Origin of the sequence: Agromyces mediolanus (assembly GCF_014648575.1) — a bacterium.
In the GTDB taxonomy this organism is placed as follows: domain Bacteria; phylum Actinomycetota; class Actinomycetes; order Actinomycetales; family Microbacteriaceae; genus Agromyces; species Agromyces mediolanus.
The window spans coordinates 684570-703816 of record NZ_BMRJ01000001.1 but is presented as its reverse complement, the minus strand read 5'-3'; the positions used below and the strand labels follow the sequence as shown (position 1 = coordinate 703816).

Annotated in this window: 21 protein-coding genes and 1 tRNA gene; 7 read left to right on the top strand and 15 right to left on the bottom strand. The window is 72.5% G+C overall.

All coding sequences use genetic code 11. The features are described from left to right. Positions 1–2 precede the first annotated feature (2 nt). Positions 3–551 carry a nitroreductase family protein gene (locus tag IEY71_RS03270; protein WP_189083853.1) on the top strand — a complete coding sequence of 183 codons (549 nt, stop codon included), beginning with the start codon at positions 3–5 and terminating at the stop codon, positions 549–551. Between the two features lie 4 nt (positions 552–555). On the opposite strand, the gene IEY71_RS03265 is transcribed toward IEY71_RS03270, so the two are convergent. The 4 genes from IEY71_RS03265 to IEY71_RS03250 form a co-directional block, all read right to left on the bottom strand. Continuing rightward, a complete protein-coding gene (locus IEY71_RS03265) occupies positions 556–1587 on the bottom strand; it encodes a DMT family transporter (protein ID WP_229781504.1) in 1032 nt (343 codons plus the stop codon). 132 nt (positions 1588–1719) lie between these two features. Beyond that, a complete protein-coding gene (locus tag IEY71_RS03260) occupies positions 1720–1929 on the bottom strand; it encodes a hypothetical protein (RefSeq protein ID WP_189083852.1) in 210 nt (69 codons plus the stop codon). A gap of 187 nt (positions 1930–2116) precedes the next feature. Further along, positions 2117–2189, bottom strand: a tRNA-Thr gene (locus IEY71_RS03255). Positions 2190–2317: 128 nt separating this feature from the next. Continuing rightward, on the bottom strand, positions 2318–3253 hold the full coding sequence (locus tag IEY71_RS03250) for a DsbA family protein (protein WP_189083851.1): 936 nt from the start codon (positions 3251–3253) through the stop codon (positions 2318–2320). A 246-nt stretch (positions 3254–3499) separates the two neighbouring features. Between IEY71_RS03250 and IEY71_RS03245 the strand changes: the two genes are divergently transcribed. Together IEY71_RS03245 and IEY71_RS03240 are read left to right on the top strand one after the other, a co-directional pair. Continuing rightward, positions 3500–4600 (top strand): ABC transporter ATP-binding protein, encoded by a 1101-nt coding sequence (locus tag IEY71_RS03245; RefSeq protein WP_189083850.1) that lies wholly within the window; start codon positions 3500–3502, stop codon positions 4598–4600. A 106-nt stretch (positions 4601–4706) separates the two neighbouring features. Further along, positions 4707–6023, top strand: a complete 1317-nt coding sequence (locus IEY71_RS03240; RefSeq protein ID WP_189083849.1) for a DUF4032 domain-containing protein — start codon at positions 4707–4709, stop codon at positions 6021–6023. Positions 6024–6047: 24 nt separating this feature from the next. On the opposite strand, the gene IEY71_RS03235 is transcribed toward IEY71_RS03240, so the two are convergent. From IEY71_RS03235 to IEY71_RS03215, 5 genes are all read right to left on the bottom strand, one after another. After that, positions 6048–6530 carry a pyridoxamine 5'-phosphate oxidase family protein gene (locus tag IEY71_RS03235; RefSeq protein WP_189083848.1) on the bottom strand — a complete coding sequence of 161 codons (483 nt, stop codon included), beginning with the start codon at positions 6528–6530 and terminating at the stop codon, positions 6048–6050. Positions 6531–6598: 68 nt separating this feature from the next. Next, positions 6599–7633 (bottom strand): 23S rRNA (guanosine(2251)-2'-O)-methyltransferase RlmB, encoded by a 1035-nt coding sequence (gene rlmB, locus IEY71_RS03230; protein WP_189083847.1) that lies wholly within the window; start codon positions 7631–7633, stop codon positions 6599–6601. After that, on the bottom strand, positions 7630–9060 hold the full coding sequence (gene cysS, locus IEY71_RS03225; protein ID WP_189083846.1) for a cysteine--tRNA ligase: 1431 nt from the start codon (positions 9058–9060) through the stop codon (positions 7630–7632). Before cysS ends, rlmB begins: the two co-directional genes overlap by 4 nt. 54 nt (positions 9061–9114) lie before the next feature. Continuing rightward, on the bottom strand, positions 9115–10386 hold the full coding sequence (ispD, locus tag IEY71_RS03220) for a 2-C-methyl-D-erythritol 4-phosphate cytidylyltransferase (RefSeq protein WP_189083845.1): 1272 nt from the start codon (positions 10384–10386) through the stop codon (positions 9115–9117). 67 nt (positions 10387–10453) lie between these two features. Then, the gene (locus IEY71_RS03215; protein WP_189083844.1) at positions 10454–10936 is read right to left on the bottom strand and encodes a CarD family transcriptional regulator; all 483 of its coding nucleotides are present in this window, start codon (positions 10934–10936) and stop codon (positions 10454–10456) included. 160 nt (positions 10937–11096) lie between these two features. Between IEY71_RS03215 and IEY71_RS03210 the strand changes: the two genes are divergently transcribed. Next, on the top strand, positions 11097–11579 hold the full coding sequence (locus IEY71_RS03210; protein WP_189083843.1) for a hypothetical protein: 483 nt from the start codon (positions 11097–11099) through the stop codon (positions 11577–11579). 98 nt (positions 11580–11677) lie between these two features. Here the strand turns inward: IEY71_RS03210 and IEY71_RS03205 are convergent, their stop codons facing one another. Both IEY71_RS03205 and IEY71_RS03200 read right to left on the bottom strand, forming a co-directional pair. Further along, the gene (locus IEY71_RS03205; RefSeq protein WP_189083842.1) at positions 11678–12358 is read right to left on the bottom strand and encodes a response regulator transcription factor; all 681 of its coding nucleotides are present in this window, start codon (positions 12356–12358) and stop codon (positions 11678–11680) included. Next, positions 12355–13554, bottom strand: a complete 1200-nt coding sequence (locus tag IEY71_RS03200; RefSeq protein ID WP_189083841.1) for a sensor histidine kinase — start codon at positions 13552–13554, stop codon at positions 12355–12357. Before IEY71_RS03200 ends, IEY71_RS03205 begins: the two co-directional genes overlap by 4 nt. Positions 13555–13741: 187 nt before the next feature. Here IEY71_RS03200 and phoU point away from each other — a divergent pair, with 187 nt between their 5' ends. After that, positions 13742–14395, top strand: a complete 654-nt coding sequence (phoU, locus tag IEY71_RS03195) for a phosphate signaling complex protein PhoU (protein WP_189083840.1) — start codon at positions 13742–13744, stop codon at positions 14393–14395. A 107-nt stretch (positions 14396–14502) separates the two neighbouring features. On the opposite strand, the gene IEY71_RS03190 is transcribed toward phoU, so the two are convergent. Continuing rightward, on the bottom strand, positions 14503–15249 hold the full coding sequence (locus IEY71_RS03190; protein ID WP_189083839.1) for a phosphoglyceromutase: 747 nt from the start codon (positions 15247–15249) through the stop codon (positions 14503–14505). 66 nt (positions 15250–15315) lie between these two features. Here IEY71_RS03190 and IEY71_RS03185 point away from each other — a divergent pair, with 66 nt between their 5' ends. Beyond that, the gene (locus tag IEY71_RS03185; protein ID WP_189083838.1) at positions 15316–16161 is read left to right on the top strand and encodes a class I SAM-dependent methyltransferase; all 846 of its coding nucleotides are present in this window, start codon (positions 15316–15318) and stop codon (positions 16159–16161) included. A 60-nt stretch (positions 16162–16221) separates the two neighbouring features. Here the strand turns inward: IEY71_RS03185 and ygfZ are convergent, their stop codons facing one another. The 3 genes from ygfZ to IEY71_RS03170 form a co-directional block, all read right to left on the bottom strand. Further along, a complete protein-coding gene (ygfZ, locus tag IEY71_RS03180) occupies positions 16222–17376 on the bottom strand; it encodes a CAF17-like 4Fe-4S cluster assembly/insertion protein YgfZ (RefSeq protein WP_189083837.1) in 1155 nt (384 codons plus the stop codon). Further along, a complete protein-coding gene (locus IEY71_RS03175) occupies positions 17376–17984 on the bottom strand; it encodes a nitrobindin family protein (RefSeq protein ID WP_189083836.1) in 609 nt (202 codons plus the stop codon). Before IEY71_RS03175 ends, ygfZ begins: the two co-directional genes overlap by 1 nt. 142 nt (positions 17985–18126) lie before the next feature. After that, complete coding sequence (locus IEY71_RS03170; protein WP_189083835.1) at positions 18127–18447, bottom strand: hypothetical protein; 321 nt, start codon at positions 18445–18447, stop codon at positions 18127–18129. A gap of 79 nt (positions 18448–18526) precedes the next feature. Between IEY71_RS03170 and IEY71_RS03165 the strand changes: the two genes are divergently transcribed. Beyond that, a complete protein-coding gene (locus IEY71_RS03165; RefSeq protein WP_229781503.1) occupies positions 18527–19219 on the top strand; it encodes a winged helix-turn-helix domain-containing protein in 693 nt (230 codons plus the stop codon). Positions 19220–19247 lie beyond the last annotated feature (28 nt).

The following is a 19247-nucleotide window of genomic DNA, read 5'->3' as shown; positions in this document are numbered from 1 at the left end:
GCGTGGGCTCCGCGAGGGAGGCGGCCCTCCGGCGCCGCTCCTCCCCCAAGGTGACCGAGCGCGCACCCGACGACGCCGAACTGCTCGGGCTGCTCGAGGCCGCGGGCCGCGTGGCCGATCACGGCTCCCTGGCGCCCTGGCGGGTGATCGCCCTCCGCGGCGACGCCCGCGCAGGGCTCGGCCGGGCGCTCGGCGAGGCCGCCGCGGCCCGGGGCGCCGACCCGGGCAAGGTCGCGGCGAAGCCGCTGCGCGCGCCGCTGCTCGTCGCGGTCGTCGCGACGACGCGCCCGCACTTCAAGGTGCACGCCTGGGAGCAGGAGGCCGTCGCCTCCGGCGTCGCCCATGTGCTGAGCCTGCTGCTGGACGAGGCGGGCTGGGGCGTCATGTGGCGCTCCGGCCCCTACACCCGCGACACGGCCGTGGCCGAGTTCCACGGGCTCGCCGACGGCGAGCTGCTGCTCGGCTGGCTGTACGTCGGCGGCCGCCCCGAGGAGCCCCGGCCGGAGCGGCGCGATCCCGACGTCGCCGAACGGTTCGAATCGCGCGGCTGAACCGCTATTCGGCGCCGTCCTTCGCCGGGTGGGCGTGCCGCGACCAGCGGATGCTCGCGACCAGCACCGCGACGAGCGCCAGCACGGTCCCGCCGACGGTGGCGAGCTCCAGGGGCCGCTCCGCGGTCGGCAGGAGGAGGTCGAGCGCGAGGGCGGCGGCGAGCTGCCCCGCCACCCCGCACAGGGCGAGCAGCAGCACGCCGATCGTGCGGACGACGGCCGCCTGCGCCGCGATGAACACGCAGCCGAGCGCACCGCCGAGGTAGAGCCACCACGTGCCGGGGAGCGCCGGGAACCCCGCGACGGCGCCGTGCACGAGCGCCGCGACGACGAGCGCGATCGTTCCGCCGAGGAAGTTGCCGAACGTGGCCGTCAGGGCGCTCCCCGCGGCCTGCTTGACGCGCCCGTTGACCGCCTGCTGCCAGCCGACGCCGACGCCGGCCGTGAACGGCAGCAGCATCAGCAGGAGCGGCACGTCGTGCGCCAGCTGGGCCGAGACCGCCCAGGCGATCGCCCCGAGTGCGAGGACGGCGCCGAGCACGCGGGTGGGCGTCAGCCGACGACGGCCGCCGGGCCCCAGCCCGATGAGGTCGAAGAGGATGCCTCCGACCGTCTGCCCCGCCACGATCGCCACGGTGAACAGCGCCACGCCAAGCGTCGCAGCGGAGAGCCCCTGGGTCGTCACGAACCACGCGCCGGCGAGCCCGCCGAGCAGCATCCACCAGGCGAGCCGCCGATCGGCGAGCGCCTCGCGGACCCGGCCGAGGCCGACCCGACCCGGTTTCCAGACGCACATCGCGAGGGAGAGGATCAGCAGGCCGCTGCCGAACGAGATCGCCGCGGCCGTGTACGGGTCGCCGACCACGCGGGCGAACTCGCCGTTGATGCGCGATTGCACCGCGGTGAGCGCGCCCGCGGCGACCGCGATGACGAGCGCGAGAAGCACGGGCAACTGGCCGCGCTCGAGGTGCGGGTGGGCGGCCGGGCGAGCCGGGAGATCGGCGGCCTCGGGCTGGGAACGGTCGCTGGAGGCCACGTGCCCGCCCTTTCCTTGCCCGTCGAGTACCCGCGGATTCCCGCTGCTCCCGGCGCACGGGAACGAGGAAGCCGAAACCAGAACGAGCCTAGCCCCCGGCGGCGCCTCGGCCGATCCACTTGGACGAGCTGCTCACCCGGCGGGCGGACCGTCCAGCACCTCGAGGGTGTACTCGGCGTTCTGGCGTGAACGCGGCGCCCACTCGGCGATCAGCTCGCTCGCCGCGATCCCGATCTCCTCGCGGCGCTGCACCTGCGCGAACGCGTCGAGGTCCGGCACGGAGACCACCCACCAGCGGTGTTCCGGCCAGGCATGGACGAGATAGGGATGGTGCTGCGACATCGGGCGAATCGCTCTCTCGGGGGAGAAACCGGATCAGGGACGATCCAGTCTCCATCGACGGAGGTTTCGGCGCCGTAAGTGACGCAATACTTCAGGGCGGACACGCAGGAAGACGTCAGGGCGGACACGCAGAACGCGTCGCGCGACCGCCCGGAGACGGCGGGACGCCTGCTCCGGGCCTTTTCAGTGCCGGCTACAGGACTTGAACCTGCAACCCCCGTATTACAAGTACGGTGCGCTACCAATTGCGCCAAGCCGGCGTGCGAGTGGCCACGCCCATCCTAGCGGCGGGCTTCGTCGGCGCCCGCGCCTGGCTCGGACGCCGAACGGCCCGCCTCCGCGAAGTGCGGGGGCGGGCCGTTCGAAGGCGGATGCCTCGACGCGGGCGCTACTGCGCGGGCGTCGGAGTGGGCGTCTCGCTGGGGCTCGGCGTCGAGTTCGTGAAGCTCTGGCTCGCCGCCTGCGTGACGAAGGCCTGGAACTCGGTCGGCTCCGAGAGCGAGCCCGTGTACTGCTTGCCGTTCACGAGCACCGTCGGGGTGCCCTTCACGGACTCGACCTCGGTGGTGTTCGGCAGCGGGCCGCTCAGCGCGCGGTTCGTGGCGTCCTGCACCCAGCTCTTGAACTGCACGTCGTCGATGCACTTCTCGACCTTGGACAGCGAGCCGACGCCCGCCTGCTCGGCCAGCTTCTTGATGTCGTCGTTGCTCAGGCCGGTCGAGCCCTCGGCGGGCTGGTTGTCGAAGAGCGCGTCGTTGAAGTCGAGGAAGTTCTCGGGCGAGAGGTCCGCGACGCAGGCGGCCGCGTTCGCGGCGCGGAGCGAGTACTGGGTGCCCGCCGAGCGGTTCGTGAGGATGGCGATCGGGTGCACCTCGAGCGTGGCGGCGCCCTGCTCCACCATCGTCTTGATCGCCTCGCGGTTCGTCTGCTCGAACTGGCCGCAGTAGGGGCACAGGTAGTCGATGTAGGTCACGATGTTCGCGACCTCGCCCGAGTCGTCCTGCTTCGTCGGCGTGGGCTTGCCGCCGGCGGGGGTCGCCGGCGTCTCGCTCGGGGTCAGGGCGCCGTCGCTGCCCGTGAAGACGATGCCGTCGCTCGCCATGTTGCGCGGGCCGGGGCCCGCCGGCTTCACGCTGTTGAAGATCATCCCGCCGATGAGCGCCGCGATGGCGACGACGGCGACGATGATGCCGCCCTGGAGCAGGATCTTGTTGCGGCGTTCCCGCTTCTTCTGCTCCTCGCGGAGGGCCCGGGCCTTCTCGCGCGCCGCCTCTCGGCGGTCATTCTTGTTGGGGCGTGGCTGATTCGATCCGCCGTTGCTCATCGATGGTCACTCCGGGTCGCTGTGGGGGGCGCACGTCTGCATGCGAACGCACCCACGATAGTAGGAACGGTGCCTGGGAATCACCCACACGGCGGCTGGACGCGCGCGGAGCCCGGCGGGACGCCCCCGCTCGGGGGGCGGACGGCGCACCCTCGACGGTGTGCGATACTGAGCGGGCGTCATCGTCGACGCGCTTCCATCACTACGGATCGTCCGGCACGTACCTGCCGGTGAAGGAGAACCATCATGGCATCTGTCACGTTCGACCAGGCCACCCGCCTGTACCCCGGCGGCACCCGCCCGGCCGTCGACAAGCTCGACCTCGAGATCGCCGACGGCGAGTTCCTCGTCCTCGTCGGCCCGTCCGGCTGCGGAAAGTCCACCTCGCTGCGCATGCTCGCCGGCCTCGAAGAGGTCAACGACGGCAACATCTTCATCGGCGACCGCAACGTCACCGACGTGCCGCCGAAGGACCGCGACATCGCCATGGTCTTCCAGAACTACGCGCTCTACCCGCACATGACCGTCGCCGAGAACATGGGCTTCGCCCTGAAGATCGCCGGCGTCGGCAAGGAGGAGCGCGCCGCGCGCGTCCTCGAGGCCGCCAAGCTCCTCGACCTCGAGCCCTACCTCAGCCGCAAGCCGAAGGCGCTCTCGGGCGGTCAGCGTCAGCGCGTCGCCATGGGCCGCGCGATCGTGCGCCAGCCGCAGGTCTTCCTCATGGACGAGCCGCTGTCGAACCTCGACGCCAAGCTCCGCGTGCAGACGCGTACCCAGATCGCCTCGCTGCAGCGCCGCCTCGGCGTCACCACGGTCTACGTCACCCACGACCAGACCGAGGCGCTCACCATGGGCGACCGCATCGCCGTGCTGAAGGACGGCCTGCTCCAGCAGGTCGGCACCCCGCGCGACCTCTACGAGAAGCCCGCCAACGTCTTCGTCGCCGGCTTCATCGGCTCGCCCGCGATGAACCTGTTCCAGGCCGACATCGCCGACGGCGGCATCCGCTTCGGCACCGCGGTCGTCCCGGTCGAGCGCGACGTGCTCGGCCACGCGAGCGGCTCGCAGGTCACGATCGGCGTGCGCCCCGAGGACATCCAGGTGTCCACCACCGCCGGCGAGGGCCTCGAGGTGAAGGTCGACCTCGTCGAGGAGCTCGGCGCCGACGGCTACCTGTACGGCCACTCGGAGATCGAGGGCAAGCGCACCGACATCGTCGCCCGCGTCGACGGCCGCGCCCACCCCTTCGCCGGCGACACCGTCTACCTCACGCCGACCCCGCACCACGTGCACGTCTTCGACGCCGAGTCGGGCGAGCGCCTCGGCGCGCGCGTCGTGGCCGGCTGAGCCCGACCCACGAACACCGGATGCCGGTCGGGAGCGATCCCGACCGGCATCCGCCGTTTCCAGGCCTCACCGGCCGGGGACGGCGCGCACCTGGAAGGATGGGCTCATGAGCGGCTCCCTCTCGATCACCTCGGCGATGGCCGACCCGGCCCTGCTCGACCTGCCGTGGGACCTCCCGCTCGAGTCGTGGCCGAGCGACACCATCGCGGCGCTCCCGAAGGGCATCTCGCGCCACCTGGTGCGCTTCGCGCACCTCGGCGAGCACATCGTCGCGATCAAGGAGACCACCGCCGAGATGGCGAAGGGCGAGTACGAGATGCTGCGCACGCTGCAGCGGCTCGAGATCCCCTGCGTCGAGCCGGTCGCCGTCATCACGAACCGCACGGACGCCGAGGGCGAGGAGCTGAAGCCGGTGCTCGTCACCCGGCATCTGCGCTTCTCGCTCCCCTATCGGGCGCTGTTCTCGCAGACGCTCCGCCCGGACACCGCGACACGGCTCGTCGACGCCCTGGCCGTGCTGCTCGTGCGGCTGCACATCGTCGGCTTCTTCTGGGGAGACGTCTCGCTCTCCAACACGCTCTTCCGGCGTGACGCGGGCGCGTTCGCCGCGTACCTCGTCGACGCCGAGACCGGCAAGCTCTACGAGGGCGGGCTGTCGAACGGGCAGCGCGAGAACGACCTCGAGATCGCCCGGGTGAACATCGCGGGCGAGCTGCTCGACCTCGAGGCGGGCGGCCGGGTCGCCGACGAGCTCGACCCCGTGCGCATCTCGAACGGCATCGTCGACGCGTACCGCGCCCTCTGGACCGAGCTCACGGGCTCCGAGTCCTTCGAGGCGGCCGAGCGCTGGCGCATCAACGAGCGGGTGCAGCGCTTGAACGCCCTCGGCTTCGACATCGAGGAGCTCGCGATCAAGACCGATGAGACCGGCACGACCGTGCGGATCCAGCCGAAGGTCGTCGACGCGGGCCACCACCAGCGCCGGCTGCTGCGCCTCACCGGCCTCGACACGGGCGAGAACCAGGCGCGCCGGCTCCTGAACGACCTCGACTCCTACCGCGCGAGCTACGGCAAGACCGAGCTCGACGAGGAGATGGTCGCCCACGAGTGGCTGATGCGGGTGTTCGAGCCCGTCGTGCGCGCGATCCCGAGCGAGCTGCGCGGCAAGCTCGAGCCGGCCGAGGTCTTCCACCAGCTGCTCGAGCACCGCTGGTTCATGGCGCAGCGGGCGGGCCACGACATCCCGCTCGCCGAAGCCGTGACGAGCTACATCAATACCGTGCTGCGCCACCGCCGCGACGAGGCGACCGTGATCGGGCCGCCCACCGATGCCTTCACGGCCGCGATCGAGGTCGTGCCGGACACGGCATCCATCGCCGCCGTCGACCCGGACGACGAGCGCGACTGGCGGCTCAACGTCTGATCCGGGCGGCCCGCCCGACGGGCCTCACAGCTCGACGACGCGGTTCTCGCCGACGTCGGGCTGCTCCTTCGTGAAGAAGGCCTTGACGGCCTTCGCGGCCGCGACGACGCCCGGCTCCGTCAGCGCCCAGTACTCCGCGCTCTCGGGCAGCACCTCGAGCACGACGAGCTCCGGGTCCTCCCGGCCGCCGGGGAACCAGGCCTCGGCCGCCGGCCCCCAGAGCTCGTCGACGGCGCCCTCCTCCCCCTCGACCACGCGCGCGACGCCGGCGACGGAGAGGTAGCCGCGCTTCGACGAGTACGCGACGTTCACCCGCGGGTGCTCGCGGAGCGCCTCGAGCTTCGGGCTCGGGTCCTCGACGAGGAAGCGGAGCGTGCCGTCGAAGCGCTCCTGCAGCGCAGCGAGGGGCCGCGCGTGCAGCGCCCCGCCCTCGCCGACGGTGGTGAGCATCGCCACGTCGGCGGCGTGCACGAGTTCGGAGATGCGGTCGTATGCGTCCTGTTCCATGCCCTCGACGCTACGGAGCACGACGCTGCCGCGCCGCCCCCTTGACAGCCGCTCGGCCGCGCGCGACCCTAGGCCGACTCGGCGGCGCGGAGCCGGGCGACCTCGTAGAGCGCGACCGAGACGGCGATGCCGGCGTTCAGCGACTCCGTGGCCGCGCTGATCGGGATCGAGACGATCGCGTCGCACGTCTCGGTGACGAGCCGCGAGAGCCCCTTGCCCTCGGAACCGACGACGATCACGACCGGGCGGTCGGCGAGCTCGAGGCCGGGGAGCGACACGTCGCCGTCGCCGTCGAGGCCCAGCACGAACACACCGCGCTCCTTCAGGGCCTTCAGCGTCTGGGTGAGGTTCGGGGCCATCGCGACGGGGATGCGCGCGGCGGCGCCGGCCGAGGTCTTCCAGGCGGCGGCGGTGACGCCGACCGAGCGGCGCTGCGGGACGATGACCCCCTGGCCGCCGAACGCGGCGGTCGAGCGGATGATCGCCCCGAGATTGCGCGGGTCGGTGATGCCGTCGAGGGCGACGAAGAGCGGCGTCTCCTCGCCGGCGAGCACCTCGTCGAGCAGCTCGATGGGATGGGCGTACTCGTACGCCGGCACCTTCAGCGCGATGCCCTGGTGCACGCCCCCGTCGCCGGAGAGACGGTCGAGCTCGGGGCGGGTGACCTCGAGCACCGGGATGCCGCGGTTCGTCGCCATCTTGAGCGATTCGCGCACCCGGTCGTCCATCTCGACGCGCTGCGCGAGGTAGAGCGTCGTGGCGGGCACCTTCGTGCGGAGCGCCTCGACGACCGCGTTGCGGCCGGTCACGATCTCGGACTCGTCGCCCGAGCGGGAGCGCTGCGAGGCGCCCGAGGCGCCGCGCGGAGCGCCCGGCCGCTGCGAGCGGCCCTTCCCGCCGGCACGGCCCTTGCCGCCGGCGGCCTCGTACCGCTCCTGGGCAGCCTTGCGCTTGCCGGCGACGTGCCAGCTCCGGTCTTCGGCCTTCGGCGTGGGGCCCTTGCCCTCGAGCGCCTTGCGCCCGTGTCCGCCGGTGCCGACCTGCTTCGAGTGCGCGGCCTTGCGGACGGCTCCGGCGCGCGGCTTTCCGCTGCTGCCCTTCATGAGAGGCTCCAATGGGTCGAGGTCTGACTGTCTTCGATGGTGATGCCCGCCTCGGCGAGCTCGGTGCGGATGCGGTCGGCGGCCGCCCAGTCCTTCGCGTCGCGCGCGGCGCGGCGGTCGTCGAGCAGGCGTTCGACGAGCACGCCGAGTGCGGTCGCCGCCGGCCCGGCGTCGTCGCTCGCCCAGTGCGGGTCGCGCGGGTCGATGCCGAGCACCTGCACCATGGCGGCGACCTGCCCGTGCGCGACGGCGGCCTCGTGCAGCTCTTCGGCGTCGAGCGCGTTGTTGCCCGCGCGGACGGTGTCGTGCAGCACGGCGAGCGCCTGGGGGACGCCGAGGTCGTCGTCCATCGCCTCGGCGAAGGCCTCCGGCACCACGGGCGCACCGACCCCGGCGAAGCGCGTGCCGGCGAGGCGGCGCTCGACCCGGCTGAGGAAGGTGCGGATGCGGTCGACCGCCGCCTCGGCGACGGTGAGCGACTCCGGGCTGTAGTCGAGCGTCGAGCGGTAGTGCGCCTGACCGAGCAGGTACCGGACCGCGAGCGGGGAGGCGAGCGCGAGCAGTTCGGCCGCGTAGACCGAGTTGCCGAGCGACTTCGACATCTTCTGCCCGCCGATGTTCACGAGGCCGTTGTGCATCCAGTAGCGGGCGAAACCCTCGCCCGCCGCGGTCGACTGGGCGAGCTCGTTCTCGTGGTGCGGGAAGCGCAGGTCGAGCCCGCCGCCGTGCACGTCGAACTCGGGGCCGAGGTAGCGTGCCGCCATCGCCGAGCACTCGATGTGCCAGCCGGGGCGCCCCTCCCCCCACGGCGAGGCCCACGCCGCCGAGTCCGGCTCGTCGGCCTTGCGCCCCTTCCAGAGGGCGAAGTCGCGCGGGTCGCGCTTGCCCCGGGGGTCGGCGTCGGCCGCGGCCTCCATATGCTCGCGCGACTGCCGGGTGAGCGAGCCGTAGTCGGCCCAGCTCGCGGTGTCGAAGTAGACGTCGCCCGAGCCGTCGGCGGCCGGGTAGGCGTGGCCGCGCTCGATCAGGCGGGCGATGAGCTGCTGCATCTGCTGCACGCTCGCGGTGGCGCGCGGCTCGTAGCTCGGCGGCAGGATGCCGAGCGCGGTGTAGCCCGCGGTGAACTCGAGCTCGATGCGGTACGCGAGCGCCCACCACTGCTCGCCGGCCCCGCCCTGGCCCTCGCGGTGGGCGGCGTCGAGGATCTTGTCGTCGATGTCGGTGACGTTGCGCACGAAGGTCACGTCGAAGCCGCGGTAGGCGAACCAGCGGCGCAGCTGGTCGTAGACGAGCGCGCTGCGCAGGTGGCCGATGTGCGGGCTCGACTGCACGGTGGGGCCGCACACGTACATGCCGACGCGTCCCTCGTGGAGGGGGACGAAGTCGCGCAGCGCCTGGGCCTTCGTGTCGTAGAGTCTGAGCGTCACCGCTCCAGCCTACCGGCGGGCGGGCGCGTGAACCTGGGCGGGCCGCCCGGGACTTCAGGCGGGCAGCAGCAGCGCGGTCGCGATCGCGGCGACGCCCTCGCCGCGGCCGGTGAAGCCGAGGCCGTCGCTCGTCGTCGCGGAGACGCTGACCGGGGCCCCCACGAAGCGGCTGAGGAGCGCCTCGGCCTCCTCGCGGCGGGGCGCGAGCTTCGGCCGGTTGCCGACGAGCTGCACGCTCACATTGCCGACGACGAAGCCCGCTTCACGGACCCGCCGCACCGTCTCGCGGAGGAACACCTCGCCGTGCGCACCGTCGAGCTCGGGGTCGGCGGTGCCGAAGATGCGGCCGACGTCGCCGAGTCCGGCCGCGGCGAGCAGCGCGTCGCAGATCGCGTGGCTCGCGGCGTCGCCGTCGCTGTGGCCGGCCAGGCCGCGCTCCCCCGGCCACTCGAGCCCGGCGAGCCAGAGGGGCGTGTCGTCGTCGGCGAAGGCGTGCACGTCGACGCCCGTGCCGACGCGGGGCACGAGCACGCGCGGCTCCGCGACGGGCTCGGGCGGGAGGATCGACGGTTCGGCGTCGTCGGCGTGCGGCTGGGCGGCGGAGCCCCCCTCACGAACGGATGCCTCGGCTCCGGCGCCGGCCTCGGCGACGAGCTGCTCGGCCCGGCGCAGATCGGCGGGCACCGTGATCTTGAACGCCCGCACATCGCCGGGCACGACGTCGACCTGCACACCCGCCGCTGCGGCGAGCGCGGCGTCGTCGGTGAACTCGCCGCCGGCGAGGCGGTAGGCGCGCTCGAGCGCACCCCGCGGGAAGCCCTGGGGGGTCTGCACCGCCGCGAGCTCGGCGCGGTCGACGGTCTCGACGACCCGGCCGTCGGCGACGCGCTTCACGGTGTCGACGACGGGGAGCCCCGGCACGACGCCGTGGCCCCGGGTGCGGACCGCGGCGGCGACCTCGTCGAAGAGCAGGGAGGGGGTGAGCGCCCGCGCCGCGTCGTGCACGAGCACGACGCCGATCTCGGGGGCGAGCTGGGCGAGCCCCGCGGCGACGGAGTCCTGCCGGAGTTCGCCGCCGGCGACGACGACGACGAGCTCGGCCGAGGCATCCGCGCTCGCCAGCAGCTCGGCGCGCGTCTGGTCGACGCGCTCGGCCGGGACCACGACGACGAGCTGCACGGGCTCACGCATGCCGAGCACGCCGCGCACGGCGTGCGAGAGCAGCGTGCCGTCGCCGAGGGGCACGAAGGCCTTCGGCTCGGGCCGGCCGAGTCGGGTGCCGCTGCCCGCGGCGACGACGATGACGGCGACGGAGGGGGTGCTCACCCTCCGAGCGTACCGCCAGGACCGGGCACCGCGACGGCGGGCGTGCGGCGCCTGGCGCGATCGCGGCTCAGGAGGCGAGGACCTCGTCGAGCACGACCGAGGCCTGCTCCTCGTCGGTCTTCTCGGCGAGCGCGAGCTCCGAGATGAGGATCTGCCGGGCCTTCGCGAGCATGCGCTTCTCGCCGGCCGAGAGGCCGCGGTCCTGGTCGCGGCGCCACAGGTCGCGCACGACCTCGGACACCTTGATCACGTCACCGGACGCGAGCTTCTCGAGGTTCGCCTTGTAGCGGCGCGACCAGTTGGTCGGCTCCTCGGTGAACGGCGCGCGCAGCACCTCGAACACGCGATCGAGGCCCTCCTTGCCGATGACGTCGCGGACACCGACGAGATCGACGTTCTCGGCGGGGACCTCGATGACGAGGTCGCCCTGCGTGACGTTCAGCTTGAGGTAGAGCTTCTCTTCGCCCTTGATGATCCGTTTCTTCACCTCGGTGATCGTTGCAGCGCCGTGGTGCGGGTAAACGACGGTCTCGCCAACCTCAAAAAGCATGAATGATAGTCCTTTCGGCAACTTTCAGGATATCACATCAGGGATCGTGCTAAGGTATGCGGCCCTCCACGGGCATGCACCTCCGTAGGCTATGCTCGACACGATTCCCACGCGTGCGCGACGGCCGATCCGCGCGCACGGCTTCGGACTTGGAGGTTCTGTGAAGGCGCGTCTCGCGGCATCCGCCGCTCTCGCTCTCGGTATCGTCATCGGCGCCAGCGGCTGCTCGATGATCACCTACCAGGCGACCACCGAGCACTACGACGCGAGCGACGGCGTCTCCGTCAACGTCGGCCAGCTCGACCTCCGCAACGTCCTCGTCGTGAGCGACGACGGCGAGCAGGGCAATCTCGTGATGACGGTCGTGAACCGCGGCGACAAGGATGCCTCGCTGAACGTCGAGTTCGGCGACGGCAGCACCGTCACCGAGCCGATCAAGATCGCCGCCGGCAGCACCGTCGCGTTCGGCGTCGACGACGTCGAGGGCCTCGAGGTCCAGGAGCCCGTGCTGCTCGACGGCATCGACTCGATCCCCGGCTCGCTCATGCCGATGTTCTTCCAGTACAGCGGCGCCGAGGGCCAGGAGATCAACGTCCCCGTCCTCGACGGCGCCCTCGCGGAGTACAAGTCGCTCGTGCCGTAAGGCACCCGCGCACGAGACCCCGGGTCGCTGCTCGCACGAGCGGCGACCCGGGGTCTTTCGCGCGGCCCCGCCCCTTCGGGACGGGCCGCCGCCGCGGCTCAGGCCTCGAAGCGGTAGCCGAGGCCGCGCACGGTCACGAGCTGCACCGGCTCCGACGGGGAGACCTCGATCTTCGAGCGGATGCGCTTGATGTGCACGTCGAGCGTCTTCGTGTCGCCGAAGTAGTCCGACCCCCAGACCCGGTCGATGAGCTGGCCGCGGGTGAGCACCCGGCCGGCGTTGCGCATCAGCAGCTCGAGCAGCTCGAACTCCTTCAGCGGCATCGGCACGGCGGCGCCGTCGACCTCGACGGTGTGCCGGTCGACGTCCATCCGGACCCGGCCCGCCTCGAGCACCGCGTCGTCGAAGTCCGCCGCATCCACCCGTCGGCGGAGCACGGCCCGCACGCGGGCGAGCAGCTCCCTGGTCGAGTAGGGCTTCGTCACGTAGTCGTCGGCGCCGAGCTCGAGGCCCACGACGATGTCGATCTCCGAGTCCTTCGCCGTGAGCATGATGATCGGCACGCTCGAACGGTTGCGGAGCTCCCGGCAGACCTCGGTGCCCGGCAGGCCGGGGAGCATGAGGTCGAGGAGGACGAGGTCGGCGCCGTCGCGGTCGAAGGCCTCGAGGGCGTCGCGGCCGTCGGCGGCGACCTCCACCTCGTAGCCCTCGCGCTCGAGCAGGAAGCTGAGCGGGTCGGACAGGGCGATCTCGTCTTCGACGAGCAGGATTCGAGTCACGTGACGGCTCCTCGGGATGCGGGGGTGGGATCGATGGAGGCGGGCGGCTGGCCCTCCTGGTCCTGGGGCTCGACGGCCGCGGCGAGCGGCAGTCGGATCGTGAAGGTCGAGCCGCGACCCGGCTGCGACCAGACGCGGACGTCGCCGCCGTGGTTCTGCACGGTGTGCTTCACGATGCTGAGGCCGAGGCCCGTCCCGCCGGTGTTTCGGCTGCGGGCCTGGTCGACGCGGTAGAACCGCTCGAAGACGCGGTCGAGCTCGTCGGCGGCCATGCCGACGCCCTGATCCGTCACGGAGATCTCGACCGCGCCCTTCTTCGTGGAGACGCCGACGCCGACCCGGCCGCCCTCGTTGGAGTACGCGATCGCGTTCGCGATGAGGTTGTGCACGGCCACCGCGAGGAGGGCGCGGTCGCCGTAGACCTCGGCCCGCTTCGCGCCGCGCACCGCGACGTCGATGTCCTTGGCCTGCGCGACCACCCGGTTCTGGTCGACGGCGGCGGCCACGACCTCGTCGATCCGGACGATCGTGTCGGGCCGCAGGGCATCCTTCGCCTGGAGCTTCGAGAGCTCGATGATCTCGCCGGTGATGCGCGCGAGCCGCTGCGCCTCGACCTCGAGCCGGCCGGCGAAGCGCTGCACCTGCGCGGGCTCGTCGGCGGCCTCGCCGAGCGCCTCCGCGAGGAGGCCGACCGAGGCGATCGGCGTCTTGAGCTCGTGGCTGATGTTCGCGATGAAGTCGCGGCGCACCTCGTCGAGGCGGTGCGCCTCGGTGCGGTCCTCGACGACGATGAGCACGAAGCGCGCGCCGAGCCGGGCCACCCTGACGCTCACGAGCATCGTCTGCTCGCCGAAGGGGCCGCGGGCGAGCTCGAGCTCCTCCGCGATCGGCTCCCCCGTGCGGCGCACCCGCCCGGCGAAGTCGAGCAGCTCCTGGTGGGCGAGCGTCTGCCCGCGCACGAGCCCCATGGCCAGCGCGCCGGGCGACGCCCGCAGCACGTTGTTCGAGGGGTCGACGACGACGCCGGCCGAGTCGAGCACCTCGAGCACCTGATCGACGCCCTCGGGCACGCTCGGGGTCGCGACGTTCGCCGCGCTCTGCCCGCGTCGTTCGGCCATGTGCAGCACGACCATGAAGGCGGCGCCGAGGAAGAGGCCGAGGGCGAGCGCTGCGACCACCACCCAGGTGGAGTCCATGGCTCCCACACTAACGATGCGTGAAGGGCGTCCGTCGCCGATCGGGCCGAATACGACGGTACGTTGGTCAGTGTTCAGGAGAACGGCACCTGCTGTTCACCTTCGATCGGGAGGATTGCCGCGCCGGTCGGAACCGGTGCATCAGCGCGTCCGTGCCGATGCAAGAGAGGTGTGAGGATTCACAGTCATGCGTGAGGTGTTCCAGCAGGAGCTGCGCGAGGTCCAGGACCGGCTCGTCGAGATCGCCGGTCTCGTCGCGGAGTCGATCGACAAGGCCACCCGTGCGTTCAACGAGTCCGATGTGGCGCTCGCGGAGGAGGTCATCGCCGACGACCACGGCATCGACCAGGCGGCGCTCGCCCTCGACGAGCTCGCGATCACGATCCTCGCCCGTCAGCAGCCGGTCGCCCGCGACCTGCGCATCGTCGTCAGCGCGCTGCGCATCAGCGCCTCGCTCGAGCGGATGGGCGACATGTCGACCCACATCGCGCAGCTCGCGCGCTACCGCTTCCCCGACAAGGTCGTGCCGAAGACGCTCCGGCCGACCTTCGCCGAGATGGGCCGGCTCGACGTCGAGATCGCGAAGAAGCTCACCGAGCTGCTGACGACCGAGGACGTCGAGCTCGCCGAGCAGATCCGCAACGAGGACGACGAGATCGACGCCCTGCACCTGCAGGTGTTCGACAAGGTGCTCGGCGAGACCTGGAAGGGCGAGGCCGTCGACACCGTCGACGCGACGCTCGCCAGCCGCTACCACGAGCGCTTCGCGGACCACGCGGTGTCGATCGCGAAGAAGGTGCAGTACCTCGCGACCGGCGATTGGGCGCCCGAGGCGCCGTAGCGTCGCACCGGCGCAGACAGCGAGGGCCGGTGGATCGGATGATCCACCGGCCCTCGCTGCGTCGTGCGCTCGGTCCCGCCCGGCGCCGGGCTACTTCTTGCCCTGCGTTACTTCTTTCCCTGGGCGGCGACGGCGGCCGCACCGGCCGCAGCCGCCTCGGGGTCGAGGTAGCGGCCGGGGCCGGTCGGACGGAAGTCGTCGTCGAGCTCGTACACGAGCGGGATGCCGGTCGGGATGTTGAGCTCGGCGATGTCGGCGTCGCTGATGCCGTCGAGGTGCTTCACGAGCGCGCGGAGCGAGTTGCCGTGCGCGGTCACGAGCACCGTCTTGCCGGCCGCGAGGTCGGGGATGATGTCCTGCTCCCAGTACGGCAGCATGCGGGCGATGACGTCCTTCAGGCACTCGGTGCGGGGCAGCTCGTCGTCGGCGAGCTCCGCGTAGCGGGGGTCGCCGACCTGCGAGTACTCGGCGTCGTCGGCGAGCGCCGGCGGCGGCACGTCGAAGGAGCGGCGCCAGAGCTGGAACTGCTCGGGACCGTACTTCTCGAGCGTCTCGGCCTTGTCGAGGCCCTGCAGGGCGCCGTAGTGCCGCTCGTTCAGCCGCCAGCTGCGGCGCACGGGGATCCAGAGCCGGTCGGCCACGTCGAGTGCGATGTTCGCGGTCTGGATGGCCCGGCTCAGCACCGAGGTGTGCAGCACGTCGGGCAGCACGCCCTCGGCAGCGAGCAGCTCGCCGGCGCGGGCGGCCTCGCCGAGGCCGAGCTCGGAGAGCCGGACATCGACCCAACCGGTGAAGAGGTTCTGCTGGTTCCATTCGCTGTTGCCGTGGCGAAGCAGCACGAGGGTGTGAGGCATGCTCCCAGCCTAGCGGCGGCGCTCGGCGCCGCGACGAACCGGGTCGCGCCCTGCGAGACTGGAGGAATGCCGCCGCCCCCGTCCGCCCGCCGCGCCTCCGCGGGTCCCGAGGGCGCCATCACGCGCGGCACCACCAACACGAACCGGCTGCGCCGGGTGGACCGCTGGATCGCCGAGCAGCCGTCGCTCCGCCTCGCGGCCGACCCCTTCGTGGTCGACCTCGGCTACGGCGCGAGCGGAGTCACCGCCTTCGAGCTCGCCGCCCGACTCCGGCGCCGCCGCCAGGACGTCGAGGTGCTCGGCCTCGAGATCGACCCCGCCCGGGTGCGCACCGCCGACGACCAGCTCGCCGAGGTGCGAGCCGGCCGCACGGCGTTCGACCCCGAGCTGCCGGTCGCGTTCGCGCGCGGCGGCTTCGAGGTGCCGACCGGGCAGCGCCGGCCCGCCGTCATCCGCGCCTTCAACGTGCTGCGCCAGTACGAGGAGCGCGAGGTCGCGTCGGCCTGGGCGCGGATGACCGACCGGCTCGCGCCGGGCGGCCTGCTCGTCGAGGGCACGTGCGACGAGCTCGGCCGTATCGCCAGCTGGGTCGGGATCACCGCCGAGGGACCGCGCAGCTTCACGATCAGCCTGCGCCTGCGGGACCTCGAGCGCCCCTCCGTCGTCGCCGAACGGCTGCCGAAGGCGCTGATCCACCGGAACGTCCCCGGCGAACGCGTGCACGGCCTGCTCGTGGACCTCGATCGGGCCTGGGCCCAGGCGGCGCCGCTCTCGGTCTACGGCCCGTCGCAGCGCTGGATCGACGTCGTCGGCCGGCTGCGGGCCGAGGGCTGGCCCGTGCGGGACGGCGTGCGCCGCTGGCGCCTCGGCGAACTCACCCTCGACTGGGCCGCGGTCGCGCCGCCGTCCTGAGCGGGTGCGAGCGCAGCAGCCGGCAGGCAGCCCGGCTCGGCTCGGGCAGGCTCGGGCCGGCTAGGGGCGGACGCCGAGGCGCGGCAGGCGGGGCACGTCGACCGCGGAGCGGGCGTCGGCGGGCACGATCTCGACCTGCGCCGCCGCGACGTCGATGCCGTGGCTCTCGACGATGAGCTCGAGTTCGGCCGGCACGGCCCGCTTCACGACGGCGAGGGCGATCGGTCCGAGCTCGTAGTGCATGGCGCTCGAGGTGATGCGGCCGACGACCCGACGCTCGGGCTGCTCGCCCTCGGCCGGCTCGGGCCGCACCTTGAGGGCGACGATCTCGTCGCCCGCCGCCGGCAGCACCGTGTCGCTGCCGTCGAGGTGCAGGAGCACGAGACGGCGCGGCGGGCGGCCCAGGTTCAGCACCTTGGCGACGGTCTCCTGCCCCTTGTAGCAGCCCTTGCCGAGATCGACGGCGCTGCGCAGCCAGTCGAGCTCGTGCGGGATGGCCTTCTCGTCGACCTCGGTCGCGCGGCGCGGGCGCCAGGCGGCGATGCGCAGCGCTTCGGCCGCGAGCGATCCTGCCGCGGCGACCCGGCCCGCGGCGACCGCGGCCGCGGCATCCTCGAGCGCGGTGCGCGGGACGATGCGCTCGACCCAGGTCCAGGATGCCGCCGGGTGCCCGGCCTCGGGCGCGTAGCGGTGCCCGCCCGGGCTGCCGGCGGCCCAGGGGTCGTGCCAGTCGAGCGCGACGCCGGCGGGGGCGGCCGCGGCGACGGCGGCGTCGAGCGCCTCGGTCGAGAGGGCGCCGAGCACGGCGAACTCGGCGCTGACGTCGGCCACTTCGACCCGCAGCATGAAGCGCATGCGGTCGAGCAACGCGGCGAGCGCGGCGGCCTCGTCGCCCTCGACGATGAGCCAGCTGCGCTCGCCGTCGTCGATGACGTGCGCGACGTGCTCGATGTGACCGTTGGCGTCGAGGAAGAGCGCCTCGGCGCTGCCGCCGGGTGCCAGTCGATCGAGCGCCTGGCTCGCCATGGAGTGCAGCCAGCTCAGCCGGTCGGGCCCGGAGACCGTCACGATGCCCCGGCCGCCGAGGTCGACGACCGCCGTGCCGCGCTCGAGCGCGCGCTGCTCGCGCATCGGCTCGCCGTAGTGGCCGGGGACGCCGGCGTCGACGCCCTCGGCGACGACGGCGCCGGGCACGGAGAGGAACGGATCGCTCATCAGTCGGCCTTCGCGAGGCGTGCCGAGGCGTGCGTGCGCAGGTCCTGCCCGAGCGCCGCGATGTCCCAGGCCCAGAGCAGGTGGCCGTCGACGAGGCCGTAGAGGCGGGTGGCCGCGGCGTAGGGCTTCGCCCCGCTCGTGCGGATCACGGCGTCCGTCGCGAGGTCGATGCGCGGGCCCTTGACCTGGCCGAGGTAGAGCTCGGTGACGCCGTCGGGGTGCACGATGGGCACCTCGAGGTCGAAGCCGCCGTCGGCGTTGCGGAGCGCCTCGACCTGCTCGGCGTCGGTGTACGCGGATTCGGCGCTCGCCGGCAGCATCGCCGGGCCGGGGTCGCCCTCACCACGCGGACGGGCGAGGCGCCAGTAGCCCGTCTCGGTCGTGAGCGGCACCGGGTCACCGCCCTCCTCCGCCGGGAAGAGCCAGGTGTAGGAGGTGTAGTTCAGGTGCGGCAGGCCGTCGTGGCTGAAGCTCACGCGCTGGCCGAACTCCCGGGTGACCGATTCGTCGCCGATCGTGTAGTCGATGACGCCCGAGCCCTCCCAGACCCCGAGGAGCCAGGACAGCGGCACGAGCTCGGCGGGCAGGCCGACGGGCAGCTCGATCATCGCGATGCCTCAGCGCCTAGCGCTGGCCCTTGAAGAGCTTGTAGACGACGACGCCCGAGATCCAGGCGATCGTGACGGTCGCGAGGCCGAGCAGACCGATGAAGAGGAGTTCGAGAGCGACCAGCTGATCCATGCCAGCAGTCTACCCGCTGAGACCGACGGCGAGGGGCGCGACCGCCGCGGCCGCGAGTGCGACGAGCACCGCGGCCCCGCCGACCGAGACGCTCGCCCTGGCGACGTAGCCGGCCGGACGGCGGGAGGCGAGCTGCGCGAGCAGCGCACCGAGCACGGATGCCGCGAAGACGACGCCGAGCGCGCGGTACACGCCGAGCGCGCTGCTGTCGCCGAACCAGACCCGCTGACCGCCGTACGCGAGGGCGACGACGAGCACCGATCCCGCGAGCGCGATCAGCCAGATCAGGACGATGCCGACTCGTCCGCCCTCGGCCTCGCTGCTGTCCATCCCGCTCCGTCTCCCCGTTCGCGACGACCGCTCGCCGTTGCCCGTAGTATTGACCGCACCTTACTACTGGAGGGTGTGCGTGGCGCAGTTGCTGATCTTGTCGCCGGCCGCCGACGATGACGTCCTCCCGGCTCTGGCGCTCCTGGCGCATCGGACGAGGGTGATCCCCGCCTCGCCCGAGCAGCTCGTCAACGCGCCCGACTGCGACCTCATCCTGCTCGACGCCCGCACCAACCTCGCCGGGGCCAAGGCCCTCTCCCAGATCCTCCGCACGACCGGCCTCTCGGTCCCGCTCATCCTCATCTGCACCGAGGGCGGCCTCATGGCCGTCACCCCCGAGTGGGGCGTCGACGACCTCGTGCTCGAGGGCGCCGGGCCTGCCGAGCTCGACGCGCGCATCCGGCTCGCACTCGGACGCAGCCGCGACGCGCTGCCGAGCGAGAAGATCCAGGCCTCCGGCGTCGTCATCGACGAGGCGAGCTACTCGGCGAAGGTGCACGGGCGCCCGCTCGACCTCACCTACAAGGAGTTCGAGCTGCTCCGCTTCCTCGCGGGCCACCCCTCGCGCGTCTTCACCCGCGAGCAGCTGCTCAGCGAGGTGTGGGGCTACGACTACTTCGGCGGCACCCGCACGGTCGACGTGCACGTCCGCCGGCTCCGGGCGAAGCTCGGCGAGCTCGAGAGCCTCATCGGCACCGTGCGCAACGTGGGCTACCGCTTCAACGTGCACGAGGACGACGAGCCCGCCGGCGAGCAGGTCACCGCGCGTTGACCCGCGGGATGCCTCGCGGACACCGCCC